Source organism: Kocuria atrinae C3-8 (genome assembly GCF_000286355.1).
Taxonomy (GTDB): Bacteria; Actinomycetota; Actinomycetes; order Actinomycetales; family Micrococcaceae; genus Kocuria; species Kocuria atrinae_A.
The window spans coordinates 1-14,175 of the sequence record NZ_AJXN01000137.1 but is presented as its reverse complement, the minus strand read 5'-3'; the positions used below and the strand labels follow the sequence as shown (position 1 = coordinate 14,175).

The window sequence follows — 14,175 nt, the reverse complement described above, 5'->3', positions numbered from 1 at the left end:
CGCCAACGCCAACGCCAACGACGGCGCCGAGGGCCGCGTGAACGCGGGCAGCCCCTCCCGTGGAACGTCCAATGCCACTCCGTCCAGCCCGAGCGGTGGTTCAACCCAGGGTGGCGGCTCCGGCGCGTCGTCGAACACTCCTAGGACTGACAGCGGTGCCAAGGACAAGGCCGCTGCCGATAAGGCTGCTACCGATAAGGCTGCGAAGGACAAGGCGGCCAAGGAGAAAGCGGCCAAGGAGAAGGCTGCCGCTGACAAGGCCGCGAAGGATGCCGCTGCAAAGAAGGCGGCAGACGAGAAGGCCGCTGCTGACAAGGCTGCAGCTGACAAGGCCGCAGCCGAGAAGAAGGCTCAGGAAGAGGCCAATAAGGTCCCGCCCGCTCCGAAGCCACCGGTTGAACCCGCGCCCACCAAGCCAGCCGAACCGACCAACCCTCCGGCACCCACGCCGACCAAGCCGGCCGAACCCACCAAACCGGCAGACGGCGAGACTCCCACGAAGCCCAAGCCCCCGGCCGAGCCGGAGGTTCCGGGTGGACCGGGCACCCCGCCCGAGGCACCGGAGCCCGGTACTGATCCCAAGGATGACAAGCCTGCGGTCAACCCGTACACCGCACCTATCACTCAGCTGACCACGCTCGAGCAGCTCCAGCAGCGCACCCAGGTGTTCGTGAACGCCCAACTGGCGCTGACTCCGGAGCAGCAGTTCGGCCCGGGGTCGCAGTTGAACGCTCAGTTGCCGTTGCTGTCGCAGCAATTGGTCACCGCCGGGGTGGATCAGCAGGATCCGAAGTTCACGGCCCAGCTGACGGCAACCCAGGCCGCCGTCGAGAAGGCTGCGGCAGCTCCAAAGGACAAGAAACTGACGGACGCTGCCACCGCGGAACTCACCAAGCTGCAGACGATGCTCGCTACCGTCCCCGCCTACGTGGACACCGCAGCAGCACCCGCAGGCTGACACGCCTGACTGCTAGGCCCAGCGGTCCGCCCACCCGGCGACCGCCCCACTCGGCTGACCCGCGCTGGCCTCACGACACCGAGTGATTTAAGGTTCCTTATCCCTTTTTCGAACACGAAAATGAGGTGTGATGTCTCAGGTCTTTGGTGACAGTTTTGTGTCAGGACATCGGTGACGTTTGGGGTGTCAGGGCTTCCGTAACAGTTTCTGTAGTGCTGGGGTGATTTGCAGGGCATGTTTCTTGCTGAAGTACCTTCTGTCCTTGGGCGCTGCTCGCTGCCGGGGGCGGGGTAGGTGATCAGTAGTTCCCCGTCGGTGGTAGCGATCATGACCGTGTCGTTGTCCCAGACTGCTGCGACTGTGGTTCCGGCTAGTGCCAGGCCGAGATGAAAAGTCACCGTGTGGATTTGGATGACCCCTATCGAGGACACCAGTCGTAGCCCGTGATCGTCCACGCCTGGTGTCCAGGTGCGGTGCTGCCACTGGGCTGGCCGTGGGCCGGTGTCGATGCTCACGGTGTGCTCGGCCGGTAACTGCGGTGGTGGTGCTTTGGGCTGGGCATTCCAGGCCTGGAACGGGGTCACCCGCTCTGGGAGGCTTTGATGGGGGCGTTGGGTGTTGTAGATGATCTCGAACTCATCGAGTTGGGTTTGCAGCTGCGACAACGTATCAACCAGGGCTGTTTAGACAGCCACTGGGTCAGGGTGCGGTGGAAGCGTTCGTTCTTGCCCTGGGTAGTGGGTTTGTACGGTTTACCGGTGATCGGTTGCACCCCGAGACTGAGTAAGTAATTGACCAGCTGGGAGGAACGGCCAAACCGGGTGGGGTTCAGCGCGGTCCCGTTATCGGAGAGGAATCGCCGCGGTATCCCGTGACGGGTTACTGCGGTAGTCACGACCTCGACCGCGCTGGCTGCGTTTTCCGACTCCGCCGCTAAAGAAGCCAGTTGGAAACGAGAGTGGTCATCGATGAGCTGGAAGATCACGCAGGTGCGGCCTGCGCTGAGTACCCATGCGGTGGCATCGATTTGCCAGCAGTCATTGGGACGGGGATAGACAAATCGTTTCCACGACGAGCGTGGCTTCTTCTGCGGCTGAGCCCGGGCAACCCCGGCCTTGCGGAACGCTCGAGCCAGCGTCGCTGGTGAGGGCGCTGGCATCTCCAGTGCGGCCATCTTGTCGGACACGCTGATGGGCCCGTAATCCAGCCCGGATTCCTCCAGGAGCCTACGGATCTCTAGCGCCATCTCGATCGTCTCATCGGCTGTCTTGGACGGTGAGTTCTTCGGGCGGCGTGAGCGGGGCTCGATCGCGGCATCGGGGCCCTGCTCACGGGCGCGTCGGCGCAGCAGGTAGAAGGTCTTGCGTGAGATCCCCTGCTCGGCACAGAACATGCTCACCGCCCCGCGTGGTGCATCATCAGGCCACAACGCGATCGCCAGTCGCACGCGGGGATCAAGGGGTGAGCTGCTGGGCGAAGATGGTCTCATCGACCAAGTTCAGCCCAGAACTGTCACCACCTAAACCCCACAAACAGTCACCGATGTCGTGACACAGAACTGTCACCGATGTCCTGAGACATAACAACCGAATTTCGCCTCGAAAAGAGGGATAGGGAACCTTAAACCTCGGGGAGCGTGGGGAGCACGGGGCACGGGGCACGGAGCACTGGGCACGGGGAGTTAGCGACCCCGGCCGCGGATCCGCAGCGACCGGGCGAAGATGATCGCCAGCAGGCCCATGAGCGGAACGAATAGGATGGCCAATCGCAGTCCAATGTTGTCCGCCAGGGCACCCACCAGCGGGGGCGAGATCAGGAAGATCACGCGCATGCTCCAGCTGACCAGGGTGAGGCCCGTGCCGGGTTTGAGCCCGGGAGCACGGTCCGCCGCGGCGTAGGCGCTGGGCACCAGCGTTGCACAACCGAAACCGGCCAGGCCGAAGCCCACCAGAGCCATGGGAACGTTCGCCGCGATGATCACGGTGCCCATGCCCAGGAAGATCAGTGCACCACCGAAGCGCGTGATGTTCACTTCCCCGAAGGCGTTGATCATCCGGTCGCCCAGCAGCCGTCCGATGAACTGCGCGCCCACCATGACCACGTAGGCGAAACCCATCACGGTCACCGGTGCGCCCAGGGTGTCTCGCAGATACACAGCGCCCCAGTTGTTGCCGATGTCCTCAACCAACACCCCGGACATCGCGATGATCGCGAACGGCACCAGGGCCAGCAGCGCCTTACCCGCACCCGCCGGATGATGGGCACGCCGGCGGTGTCGGTCATGACCTCCGCGGGGACTTCGTGACTGTCCGGGAGGGAGAATCGCATGGCCGCCAGAGCCACTGCCGCGAACAGAACGCCGCTGATCGCCAGGTGCATCGGCAGCGGTATGTGCAGGGCGATCGCCGCGGTGCCCATGAGCCCACCCAGCACGGCGCCAACACTCCACAGTGCGTGCATCGAGTTGATGATCGAGACCCCAGCCAAGCGTTGCACCCGCAGGCCCTGGGCGTTCTGAGCGGTGTCGACCACCGCGTCCAAGGCGCCAGCGAGCAGCAAACCGATGAAAAACACGGCCACATGCGGAATGGACGCCGCAAAGAACACCGATCCGGCCAGCAGTATTGACCCCACGGCCGCGGCAGGGGCGGTTCCGAAGCGTCGAATGATCGGAGCGGGCAGCGGTCCCGCCAGCACACCACCGATGGGCAGTGCAATCAGCACCAACCCGTACATCGCGTTGGACAGTTCGAACATGTCCTTGATCTCGGGAAGCCGCGGCAGCAGGTTCGCGAAGATCGCGCCGTTGGTCATGAACAGCAGCGACACAGCGATGCGGGCTTTGAGGATGCGCGATGGACTCACGGGGACCAGCGTATGGCCTGAGTCAAGACACCAAAAAACGGCCCGCACCTCTCACCTGGAGGTACGGGCCCGCTGGTCGTGCAGGGAATAGCCGGAGTCGAGATTAGTTGTCTCGGAACTCCCAGGGGTTCTCGGACATGGCCTGGTCGTACGCGGAGTTCCACTCCTCGCGCCAGTACTGCATGTCCGCGCTGTCCTGCGCGCTCGCGGGCTGACCCGCGACGAACAGGCACGGCCGCTCACCGGGTGCGGATTCACACGCCTGCTCGGAGGTCCAGGCTGTTGCGATTCCGGATTCGTCACGCGCAGAGTTCGACGGCGCCGCGCCGGCCTTGCTCGACGCTCCCGTGCTCGGCGACGCACTGGGGGAGCCGCTGGGCAAGCCACTCTGGGAAGCGGACGGGCTCACGGACGGTGAGGGAGCGGCGTCGTCCCCGAAGCTCGAGTCGAACGAATCGTTCCACTGCTCGCGCTCGGGGGTGACCGTTTCGGGGGAGCGCGGGTCGTCGAAGCCCTGTTGCGAGTTGGCCGGGTACCAGTAATCGGCGGTGGGCAGCTTGAGCTCGTAGACCCCGGACTCGGCGGTCACGGAGGTCTGCTTCGGGGCCTCGCCGGTCACACGGACGGATGTGAAACCGTTGCGGGTGTGGGCGTCCAACCGGTCGCTGACCTCGATGCCGTTCAGCAGCACCTGACCGTTGGTGGTGCGGGCGTCGATCACGGAGGCCTTGACCGAATCCGCGCTCACGGATCCGAACATGGACTTCGCGTTGATCTGATCGAATGCGCCCGTCACATGCACCAGCCCGTGTTCCGCGGTGAGGTCGAGCGAGGTATCGGAGTCGCTCTCCGGCACGGTGATCTCAATGTTGTTGATGGCGCTGTTCCACCGCGAGGTCTGCTCGGCGGACAGGTTGATCACGCCGTCGGATTCCTGCGGCGAGGGCTGGTCACCCAGACCCCACCCGAACTCCTGCCACTTGACCTCCACGTTCTCGACCGTGGGGCTCGTGAGGACGCGAACGTTGGCACTGTCCGAATCCACCACGATCCTCGAGGCCTCGGAGGAAGCGGTCCAGGTATCGGTGCGCTCCTGGGTCATCACCGCGGCGGTCGCGGCACCCGCGCCGCCCACCAATAGGGACAGCGCACCCAGGCCGCCGATGATGCCGGTTGCCGTATTCCAGCCGCGGCGCTCGCCCCGGCTGATGGGCGGATTGGTGGGGTGCGGTCCCGCGGTGCGCGAGGACTCGTAGGGCACCGCAGGTGCGGTTTCGGACGATCCGTGGGGAGCGCCGTCGGGCTGGGAAGGAGGAAAATGTGTGCTCATGGCGGTGTCCTAAAGGGAGTGGTCCGGGTAGCCCAGGTACTTGAGAACGGCCAGCACGCGGCGATTGCCGGACGCTGACGTCACCCCGAGCTTCATGAAGATCGAGCCGATGTGCTTCTCCACGGCCGATTCGGTCAGGTACAGGTTGGTGGCGATGGACGCGTTGGACAGGCCCTGTGCCATCAGCCCCAGAACTTCGCGTTCACGAGGCGAAAGCAGTTCCAGATCCTCGCGTTGGCGGGAGCGCACCAGAATCTGGGTCAGCACTTCGGGGTCTAGTACGGTTCCGCCCTGACCCACGGTCTGCACGGATTCCAGGAACTGGTCCACGTCCGCCACACGGTCCTTGAGCAGGTAGCCCAGGCCTTCGCGGCGCGAGGCGATTAGTTCGGACGCGTAGCGCTCCTCCACGTACTGGGAGAGCACGAGCACGGCCACCTGCGGGTGCGCGGAGCGGATGAGGACCGCGGCGCGAATGCCCTCGTCCGTGAAGGACGGTGGGAGTCGCACGTCCACCAGCGCGAAGTCCGGCTTGTGCTCCTCAACGGCCTTCACAAGGCCCTCGGCGGTGTCGGTTTCGGCGACCACTTGGTGGCCGGCGTCGGTGAGGAGACGCACCAGTCCGGCTCGCAGCAGCACGGCGTCTTCGGCAATCACGATACGCACGGGGTCACGCTCCTTCATTCGGGACGACGTCGCTCGCGGCCCGGCTGCCCGCCCGCACGTTGCGGTCGGACTCGTTGCTGTCGGAGTCGTGACGGTCCGGTTGGTTGGTGTCGGCGCGGGCCGGTGTGTTCAGCGGGAGCTGCACGATGACCTCGGACGGTCCACCCGTGGGGGAGTTCAGGAAAAACTGGCCGCCCGCGGAGCGGATCCGATCCTCGATGCCGGACAGTCCACCACCGGGTACCACCCGTGCGCCACCGCGGCCGTAGTCGCGGATTCCGGCCACCACGGTGGAGGTTCCGGGGACGTCGCCGTCCTGGATGGACACGGCCACGTCGGCGGTGCGGGCACCGGAGTGCTTGATCGCGTTGGTGAGGGACTCGGAGACCGCGAAGTACACGGCAGCCTCGGTTTCGGGCGTCAGCCGGGGCACGTTCACGTTCACGTTGACCGGGAACGGGGCCTGGGCGGCCACCGCTGAGATGGCGGCATCGAGCCCGCGATCCTCCAGGACAGCCGGGTGGAATCCGCGCGCCAGGCGGCGGAGCTCCGTGATAGCAGCTTGGTGGTGCCGTGGGCCTCGGTGACGAGTTCCTTGGCGTAGGCGGGGTCGGTGTCGATGCGCGACTTGGCCATCGAAAGGTTCATGGCCACCGAGACCAACTGGGGCTGAACGCCGTCGTGCAGGTCGCGTTCGATGCGGGAGCGTTCGGTGTGAGCGCCACGGACCGCGGATTCGCGGGCTCGGTAGCGTACTCGACCTGGCGGCGGGCCTCGGCGGCCTCGCGGCGCAGGGCGGCCGATTCACTCATGCGCAGCAGCGTGGCGGACAGGCCGCGGTGGGCCAGGGTGACCAGGCTCAGCAGGACCAGACCGATCAGGAGGCTCAGAATGCTTGCCAGCACGCCGGTCCATTCGGGCCACCCCTGAACCGGGGTGAAGAAGCGTTGCGCAATGGAGTTCTCCGGAGCGAACAGCGGCGAGAATGCGCCCACGACGCCCGCGCCAATAGTCACGAGCGAGAACACGGCCAGCGCACCCAGGATGAAAGTCAGGATCAGGTGCAGGAAACCGAGCCACACGGAGCTGTCGGTCGCGTCCAGCCACAGTTGGTGGGGAACGCGCACCCAGTCCGTGCGCGGGGTGCGGCGCCGCTGCGGGTCACGCAGGTCCAGACCGAACGACGACGCCGATCGGCGCCGTTCCAGCCACACCGCCGCCCAGATCACGTAGACGGTTCCCGCCAGGACCAGTAGGCCCAGGCCGAGGGCCGGGATCATGGCGACGCCCGTGAAGATGAGCGTGCCGACCACCACGATCCAGAAGAAGTTGAGCAGCGCATCGATGACCAGGTCGGTCGAGCCGAAGAACAAGGTCTTGGGGGAGAAGGCACTCCATTCGCGTACGGAGTCCTGGGAAGTAGAAGTACTAGAGCCGAGGGAAGGCTTCGAAGTCTGCGGAGGCTGCGGAGTTCCGTGCGGCGGCAAGGGGCGGGTGTGTTGCGTGTCTGCCGGAATCGCTTCCGTGGGTTCCCACGGTGGAGTCTGGCGCGGGTCTGGTGTGCTCATGTCCATAACGCTACGGTTCTGGCCCTGTTTTCCGCGCCAGAGCTAGCCACCGAGTCGGGGTGGGGTTTTCCCCACCTCCGGCGTTCGGGGCGTGTTCGGGGCTGGCGTCGACGCCGCCATCGTGCGTCAGCGGGCGGCGTCATCTCACTCCACAATCGCGCGGATTCCTCCCACACACGTGTGTGGCTGCATACACTGAACCTCATGAGCGACGGCGTGCAGACCCACTCCGCCCCTACCCGGGCCAGTGGCTCTGCAGCGCTCGCGGACCGTGACCTCGCTTCGGACGCCGCGCGCGTGGGGTGCGTGATCGCGGTCGTGTTCATTCATTTGCTCATGGTCACCCTCACCGCGGATCCGAACACCGGTGAACTCATCTCCGTGATGGTCCCCACCGAGCAGCCTGGTACTGGTGGGCCACGTGGATCCTGCAGATCATGCCGCTGTTCTTCGTGGTCGGCGGGGTGGCCACGGCGGGAGCGCTGCGGCGGCGTCGGGCAAGGGGAGCGGCACCGGCGGAATACGTGCGAGAACGGACCCTGCGGCTCATGCAGCCGGCGGCCGTGCTGTGGTTGGTCTTCGCAATCGCAGCAATGGTCGCTCTGGCGCTAGGTGTCGGTAATGAGCTGGTGACGTTCGCGCTGTCCGGCATGGGCATGCCCTTGTGGTTCCTGGCCGCCTATCTGATTGCGCAAGCGCTCGCCCCCACCTTCTTGGAATTACACGAACGCATGGGCTGGGTGTGGTGCTGGTTCTTGCTCTCGTGTGTGGTGGCCGTGGATCTGCTGCGGATCGCCACGGATCAGCAGTGGTGGGGTCTGTTGAACATGCTGTTCGTGTGGCCGCTCATCCAACAATTCGGTTTCTTCCGGGCGGACGGGTGGTTTGCGGCCCGCAGCACGCTCACGCTGCTCTCGATCGCGGCCGTTTGCTATGGAGTGCTGGCCGTGTGCGTGTTCTCCGGGCGTTACGCGCCGGACATGCTCACCAACCTGAACCCGCCCACGGTGTGCATGGTGCTGTTGGGCCTGGCTCAGGCGTGCCTGCTGCAAGTGTTCACCCCGGCGCTCAACCGACTCATGCAGTGGCGGCCCGCTCAGGCAGTCGCCTACGTGGTGGGAACGCGTGCCATGACCATTTACTTGTGGCACCTTCCGTTGATCATCCTGGTCATGGCGGCGTGGTTCTTCGCGGGCGGTTACGACCCGGTTCCCGGCTCCGCTCAGTGGTGGCTGCTGCGGATTCCGCTGGCCGTGTTGTGCTGGGCCGTGGTGCTCGCGGTCGCCACAGCGCTGGTCAGAGCGGAGCGAGCATCGGCGAAACCGTGGGGTAACCTCCGGCTGACGCCACTGGCGGTACTCATCGGCCTGATCTGCGCCGTGGTTCCGCCGCTCTTGGAAATCGTCACGCTGTTGACCCCCGCCCTGGTGCTGTGGGGTGCCGCGGGATCGGTGGTGTGTCTGGTGATCATGAAGTGGGGTACTGTGCCGGCTCCGCGAGGTGTTCGTTGACGTAACCCAGCAGCGTGGGCATCAGGGCCGGGTGCAGCTGATGACCCATGCCGGGAATCTCGATGAACGTGGCACCCGGAATGGCATCCGCGGTCGCGGGACCACCGTCCGGGCGCACGATTTTGTCCTTGTCACCGTGAATCACCAGAGTGGGGGCCGTGATGTTCGCGAGCACTTCTGCCCGGTTCCCGGAGCTCGAATCGCCCCGATCTGGCGGCGCATGGCTGCCGATTCCCCGTGGGGGTTGAGGCTGCGATCCCAGTGGGCCGCGGCCAGCTGAGCCTCGTAGGCCTCATCGATCGGGTATCCCGGACCGGCCAAATGCCGCCCGATGATCGTGCGACCCCTGATGTACACCGAACGATTGGGCGCTCCCGGGAGCATCAACATGGCCGCGGTGGAGGTTGCTGTGGTGCCCACATCCGGGTCACCGGTGGTCGAACAGATGGACACGAGTCGCCGCACCAGCTCCGGATGATGTGCGGCCAAAGACTGGGCGATCATCCCGCCGAGCGAGAATCCAATGAGGTCCGCTCGGTCGATGCCCAGCGCTCGCATGGTGTCCGCGACGTCCTCGCTCATGTCCTCCACTGTGTACTGGTCTTCGGGGAGGTCGCCGCTCAGCAACTGTCGCGCGGAGGGCGCCTTGGAGGTGGCACGGAAGGACCTGCCCTCGTCCCGGTTGTCGATGCGCACCACCCGGAAGCCCTCCTTGACCAGGGACTTCACGAACGAAATGGGCCACGCGGTGAGGTCGAACGCCAGGCCGGTGATCATGATGACCGCCGGGCCGTCTGCGGGACCGTCGATCCGCACGCACATGCTGCGGCCATCACCGAGATCCACGATCTCTTCCACGCCCGTATCGCCCGGCCCCGCGAGCAAAGTGGGGAGTTCTTCGAGGACGGGGGCGGCGGCGTCGTCGAACCTTAAGAACTCATCGACCACGGGCCGGGACCGGAGTTCGCGGCGGTCGGCCAAGTAGTTCATGGACATCAGCCATGGGCTGCGGGTGCCTTGTTTGGGCAGGCCGTCCAGGGCGCGTTGGATGTAACCGGCGTCGAAGTCGAGCAGGGGCTTGGTCTTGAGACCGTCCGGGGCGACCGGTCGCGCGGAGGCGGCGCCGATCCCGTCCATGTGCGCGAGCAAGCGGGAGAACCAGTCGACGAGTAGGCCGATCTTGAGCGTCCAGGACGCGTTGGTGTACCCGATCGCGAACGCGAAATTGGGCATGTCACTGAGCATCACGCCGCGGTAGGCGACCTTCTCGGTGAGGTCCACGGGTGCGCCGTCCAGACTGAAGCGGGCGCCGCCGAATAACAGCACGTTGAAGCCCGTGGCGGTGATCAGGACGTCCGCCGGGATGTCCTGACCGTTCTCCATGCGCACGCCGGTCTCGGTGATTTCGGCAATGGCGCCGGTGACCACGTGACCAGCCTCGGACTTGAGGGCGCGATAGAAATCCCCGTCGGGAGCCACACACACGCGCTGATCCCACGGTTTGTAGGGCGGGTTGAAGTGCTCTCGGACGGAGACATCATCGGGCAGCTGCGACTTGTTGACCGCGGCAATCGCGCCTTTGACCAGGTGCGGCGCGATCTTGCTGGTCTTCCACAGAAACCGCTGCTGGTGCGTAGCCACTGCGCGCGCCAGGTGCGACGTCCGCTCCGCACCGAGCTTGGGCTTGAGCGCTTGGCCAGTTGGTTCTCCTTGGGCACGGGAATGATGTAGCTGGGCGTGCGCTGCACCATGGTCACGTTCGCGCCGCGCTCCACCAGCGCGGGCAGCAGCGTGATGGCGGTGGCGCCGCTGCCGATGATCACCACGTTATTGCCCGTCACGTCCATGTCCTGGGGCCACAATTGCGGGTGGATCACGGTGCCCTGGAACTGCTGGAGACCCTTGATATCCGGTTCGTTCGGCTGGTCGTAGCGGTAATAGCCGGTCGCGTTGAACAGCCACGAGGCGGTGACCTCCAGGTACTCGCCCGTCCCGCTCGGTTCGCTCTTCGCCGACGACGCCGCCCCGTCAACTTGCGAGCTTGCCGTCCGTGCGGTGCGCTCCACCGTGACGCACCAGTGACTGTGTCGACTGGACCAATCTGCCGCGACCATGCGTTGGTTGAAGCGAATGAGCTCGTCCACGCCGTATTCGTGAGCGGTGTCGCGGATGTACTGCAGGATGGCCGGGCCTTCGGCGATCGACTGCGGGCCGATCCACGGACGGAACTCGTAACCGAAGGTGTACAGATCCGAATCCGCGCGCACCCCCGGGTAGCGGAACAGGTCCCAGGTTCCGCCGGTGGCGTCGCGGGATTCCAGGATGCCGATGCTCTTGTGCGGATGCTCCTGGCGGAGTTTGCAGGCAGCACCGATCCCGCTCAGACCTGCGCCGATGATCAGGATGTCGAAGTGCTCAGCGTCCGTGGACATGGTTCATGAATAGCAAGGCTTCCTGCGATTTACATGATCAGTCCAGGTGGTCCCACACGCTGAGATCCTGCCACCCCACGGAGACCGTGCGGAGGTACTTGGCCCCCTTGACCTCGCGTGCAGCTTGCTCGGTGGCGAAGACCCCTAGAGGGGCTGGATTCCGGTCCACCGAGATGTGTGAGTGCCGGGTTCGTTTGCCCTCGAAGACGATGAAGAGCTGATCGCCGTCGCCCAGCTCGGGTGCGTCCGGAACGGTGAAGCGCTCCCACATCACGCGGTACGTGGGGCGGGTTCCGAGTTGTTGCTTTTCGATGGAGCGAGCATCGAACTCGGTGCGAGTCACTGCCACGAGCGGCGCATCCGAGGACTCCGGGTGCTGTTGGAAGACCAGGAATACCTCTGGATCGCTACTGCGAAAGTTGAGGATTTTCTCAAGAATGGATGTGAACGGACGGTTCATGAATTAACCATGACCGACTTCGATGCCTTTGTCTGCACTGTTCGCGTTTGTGAAGGCAAATTCCTCAACTGTTACCCAACTAGGAACGATGCCTCAATACGTTTGCATGAGGCCGCCTGGGCCGCGGACGTGACTGCTAGCATGAACTGGACCTTATGTGATCCAAGTCACTGAGAAGCACATGCGTAGCTCATCAGGAGGATGATCCGTCATGGCCGACAATCGAGCGGTTGCTTACGAAGGTCCGGGGAAAGTTCAAGTCATCGACACTCCTTATCCGGAGTTCGAACTCAAGGATGGTCCCGGTGTGAATCCGGCCAACGTGGGGCGCAAAGTCCCCCATGGAGTCATTCTGAAAACCATTGCCACCAACATTTGTGGTTCCGATCAGCACATGGTGCGCGGTCGAACTACGGCACCCCAGGATCTGGTCCTGGGGCACGAAATCACCGGAGAAGTCGTCGAGGTGGGGCCTGATGTCGAATTCATCAAGGTCGGCGACATCTGCTCCGTCCCGTTCAACATTTCCTGCGGTCGGTGCCGCAACTGTAAGGAACGCAAAACCGGCATCTGCCTCAATGTGAATCCGGATCGCCCCGGTTCCGCCTACGGGTATGTCGACATGGGTGGCTGGGTAGGTGGTCAAGCGCAGTTCGTGCTGGTGCCCTATGCGGACTGGAATCTGTTGAAGTTCCCGGACCCGGAGCAAGCCCTTGAGAAAATCCTGGACCTGACCATGCTCTCGGACATTCTGCCCACCGGGTTTCACGGTGCCGTGACCTCCGGAGTGACGGTTGGTTCCACGGTCTACATCGCCGGCGCGGGACCCGTGGGACTGGCCGCGGCGGCGTCGGCGTTGCTGCTCGGTGCGGCCGTGGTCATCGTGGCTGACATGAACGATGACCGCCTGGCGCAGGCGCGCAGCTTCGGGTGCGAAACGATCAATCTCACGGAAGGCGACCCGCAGGATCAGATCGAGCAGATCCTGGGCGTGCCCGAGGTGGACTGTGCCATTGACGCTGTCGGTTTCGAGGCGAAGGGCCACGGCAAGGATGCTGAAGAGGCGCCCGCAACCGTGCTCAACTCCCTCATGGAGATCACCCGGGCCGGTGGTGAACTCGGTATCCCGGGGCTCTACGTCACCGGCGATCCGGGCGGTATCGACGAAGCCGCGCAGAAGGGCTCCCTGTCACTGTCGTTGGGCACCGGGTGGGCGAAGTCCCTGGCCTTCACCACTGGTCAGTGTCCGGTCATGAAGTACAACCGTCAGCTGATGATGGCCATCCTGTACGACCGCATCCACATCGCCAAGGCGGTCAACGCCAAGGCGATTCCGCTAGAGGACGCGCCCAAGGGCTACGCCGAGTTCGACCACGGCGCGGCCACCAAGTTCGTTCTGGATCCCAACGGATACCTGGGGGCGTCTGCGGCATAGGGAGCCGCCAGAACCTCGCGGTCGCACGCTGATCGACGTTACGACCCCCGCCCGCGCCACCTCGCAACCTGATCGACCTTGGGACCCGGATTTTCGGATTTCATGGCGTTACTGTCGATCGAATCGCGGGCGGCGTTGGTGGGTGGTCATAACGTCGACCAGGCTGCGCCCCGGGCCCGGCCTCAGATCCGCAGGTGCACCAGGCTCGGCCCGGAGATGCTCAGCGCTTGCTCCACGGAGGAAGCCAGGCTGTCCATGGTCGCGGACAGGCCGGTCGCGCCGAAGGATTCCGCGAGCTGCACCCAGTCCGGCTGCTTGAGGTCCACAGCCAACGGGTCGATGTCACGGTCGACCATGCCCTGTCGGATTTCGCCGTACCCGCCGTTGTCCACGCAGATGATCGGCAGATCCAGCTCGAGTTCCACCGCGGTCATCAGCTCCTGGATGCTGAACATCAGGCGCCGTCGCCCAGTAGACACACCACCGGGCGGTCCGGTGCGGCTAACTTGGCGCCGATCGCGGCGGGCAGGCCGTAACCCAGCGTCGCGTACGTGCCCATGTACAGCAGCGAATGCGGGGTGGGTGCGCGGAAGAACGTGGTGGATCCCATGTACGTCACCTGGGACGAGTCGCCGGCCATGATCGTGTTGTCCGGGACCACGTCCATGATGGTTTCGTTGAGCGCGGCCAGGTCGGGCGCCCACTGGCGCCCCTCGTTGTCCATGGCGTCGAAGACTTCGCGTAGGTCCGGTGCCTCTCGATCGCCGACGTCGCTCCCATCGTCCGCACGCAAGGCCTCCAGTAGCTGCGCCACCACGGCGGCCGAGTTGCCCGGTACCTCGATGTCCGGCGTGAGGTTGCACAGCATTTGGTCGCGCATGATGTCCACGCGGATGATCGGCCCCTGGGGTGTGATGTCGCCGCCCCACAGCTCGGCCTCGCCCACCTTG

Annotated in this window: 14 protein-coding genes and 2 pseudogenes; 3 read left to right on the top strand and 13 right to left on the bottom strand. The window is 64.8% G+C overall.

The window, feature by feature from the left end; translation table 11 throughout:
* Positions 1–958, top strand: a pseudogene (locus YO9_RS0113625) (hypothetical protein); the annotation flags it as partial.
* Between the two features lie 580 nt (positions 959–1,538).
* Here the strand turns inward: YO9_RS0113625 and YO9_RS18770 are convergent.
* From YO9_RS18770 to YO9_RS18745, 8 genes are all read right to left on the bottom strand, one after another.
* Positions 1,539–2,351: a DDE-type integrase/transposase/recombinase gene (locus tag YO9_RS18770; RefSeq protein WP_223286593.1), complete on the bottom strand. Its 813-nt coding sequence runs from the start codon at positions 2,349–2,351 to the stop codon at positions 1,539–1,541.
* Between the two features lie 288 nt (positions 2,352–2,639).
* Entirely contained in the window at positions 2,640–3,179 is a 540-nt protein-coding gene (locus tag YO9_RS18765; protein ID WP_223286589.1) for an MFS transporter, read from the bottom strand.
* Positions 3,080–3,823, bottom strand: coding sequence for an MFS transporter (locus YO9_RS18760; RefSeq protein ID WP_223286588.1), 744 nt, complete (start codon positions 3,821–3,823; stop codon positions 3,080–3,082). The genes YO9_RS18765 and YO9_RS18760 overlap by 100 nt, the downstream gene beginning before the upstream one ends.
* Before the next feature lie 103 nt (positions 3,824–3,926).
* Positions 3,927–5,153 carry a DUF4097 family beta strand repeat-containing protein gene (locus YO9_RS0113610; RefSeq protein ID WP_223286587.1) on the bottom strand — a complete coding sequence of 409 codons (1,227 nt, stop codon included), beginning with the start codon at positions 5,151–5,153 and terminating at the stop codon, positions 3,927–3,929.
* Between the two features lie 9 nt (positions 5,154–5,162).
* Positions 5,163–5,819, bottom strand: coding sequence for a response regulator transcription factor (locus tag YO9_RS0113605; protein WP_016997992.1), 657 nt, complete (start codon positions 5,817–5,819; stop codon positions 5,163–5,165).
* 4 nt (positions 5,820–5,823) lie between these two features.
* The gene (locus tag YO9_RS18755) at positions 5,824–6,294 is read right to left on the bottom strand and encodes a sensor histidine kinase (protein WP_016997991.1); all 471 of its coding nucleotides are present in this window, start codon (positions 6,292–6,294) and stop codon (positions 5,824–5,826) included.
* On the bottom strand, positions 6,261–6,473 hold the full coding sequence (locus YO9_RS18750) for a hypothetical protein (RefSeq protein ID WP_016997990.1): 213 nt from the start codon (positions 6,471–6,473) through the stop codon (positions 6,261–6,263). The genes YO9_RS18755 and YO9_RS18750 overlap by 34 nt, the downstream gene beginning before the upstream one ends.
* Complete coding sequence (locus YO9_RS18745) at positions 6,464–7,387, bottom strand: sensor domain-containing protein (protein WP_223286586.1); 924 nt, start codon at positions 7,385–7,387, stop codon at positions 6,464–6,466. The genes YO9_RS18750 and YO9_RS18745 overlap by 10 nt, the downstream gene beginning before the upstream one ends.
* A 437-nt stretch (positions 7,388–7,824) precedes the next feature.
* Between YO9_RS18745 and YO9_RS0113595 the strand changes: the two genes are divergently transcribed.
* Positions 7,825–8,898 (top strand): acyltransferase family protein, encoded by a 1,074-nt coding sequence (locus YO9_RS0113595; protein ID WP_016997989.1) that lies wholly within the window; start codon positions 7,825–7,827, stop codon positions 8,896–8,898.
* Here the strand turns inward: YO9_RS0113595 and YO9_RS18740 are convergent.
* From YO9_RS18740 to YO9_RS0113580, 4 genes are read right to left on the bottom strand one after another with little or no spacing between them, the layout of a single operon-like run.
* Entirely contained in the window at positions 8,855–9,073 is a 219-nt protein-coding gene (locus YO9_RS18740; protein WP_016997988.1) for an alpha/beta fold hydrolase, read from the bottom strand. The genes YO9_RS0113595 and YO9_RS18740 overlap by 44 nt on opposite strands.
* On the bottom strand, positions 9,040–10,326 hold the full coding sequence (locus YO9_RS18735) for an alpha/beta fold hydrolase (protein WP_016997987.1): 1,287 nt from the start codon (positions 10,324–10,326) through the stop codon (positions 9,040–9,042). The genes YO9_RS18740 and YO9_RS18735 overlap by 34 nt, the downstream gene beginning before the upstream one ends.
* Positions 10,245–11,330: a flavin-containing monooxygenase gene (locus tag YO9_RS0113585; protein ID WP_223286585.1), complete on the bottom strand. Its 1,086-nt coding sequence runs from the start codon at positions 11,328–11,330 to the stop codon at positions 10,245–10,247. The genes YO9_RS18735 and YO9_RS0113585 overlap by 82 nt, the downstream gene beginning before the upstream one ends.
* A gap of 37 nt (positions 11,331–11,367) precedes the next feature.
* Entirely contained in the window at positions 11,368–11,790 is a 423-nt protein-coding gene (locus YO9_RS0113580) for a hypothetical protein (protein ID WP_016997986.1), read from the bottom strand.
* 211 nt (positions 11,791–12,001) lie between these two features.
* Here YO9_RS0113580 and fdhA point away from each other — a divergent pair, with 211 nt between their 5' ends.
* Positions 12,002–13,225 (top strand): formaldehyde dehydrogenase, glutathione-independent, encoded by a 1,224-nt coding sequence (gene fdhA, locus YO9_RS0113575; RefSeq protein ID WP_016997985.1) that lies wholly within the window; start codon positions 12,002–12,004, stop codon positions 13,223–13,225.
* A 182-nt stretch (positions 13,226–13,407) separates the two neighbouring features.
* Here fdhA and YO9_RS18730 read toward each other — a convergent pair.
* A pseudogene (locus YO9_RS18730) lies at positions 13,408–13,784 on the bottom strand (thiamine pyrophosphate-dependent enzyme).
* Positions 13,785–14,175 lie beyond the last annotated feature (391 nt).

Coding starts and splice junctions, on each gene's coding strand:
- YO9_RS18770 (WP_223286593.1), bottom strand. CDS start 2,351: ATGTTCTGTGCCGAGCAGGGGATCTCACGCAAGACCTTCTACCTGCTG.
- YO9_RS0113610 (WP_223286587.1), bottom strand. CDS start 5,153: ATGAGCACACATTTTCCTCCTTCCCAGCCCGACGGCGCTCCCCACGGA.
- YO9_RS18745 (WP_223286586.1), bottom strand. CDS start 7,387: ATGAGCACACCAGACCCGCGCCAGACTCCACCGTGGGAACCCACGGAA.
- YO9_RS0113595 (WP_016997989.1), top strand. CDS start 7,825: ATGCCGCTGTTCTTCGTGGTCGGCGGGGTGGCCACGGCGGGAGCGCTG.
- YO9_RS0113585 (WP_223286585.1), bottom strand. CDS start 11,330: ATGTCCACGGACGCTGAGCACTTCGACATCCTGATCATCGGCGCAGGT.
- YO9_RS0113580 (WP_016997986.1), bottom strand. CDS start 11,790: ATGAACCGTCCGTTCACATCCATTCTTGAGAAAATCCTCAACTTTCGC.
- fdhA (WP_016997985.1), top strand. CDS start 12,002: ATGGCCGACAATCGAGCGGTTGCTTACGAAGGTCCGGGGAAAGTTCAA.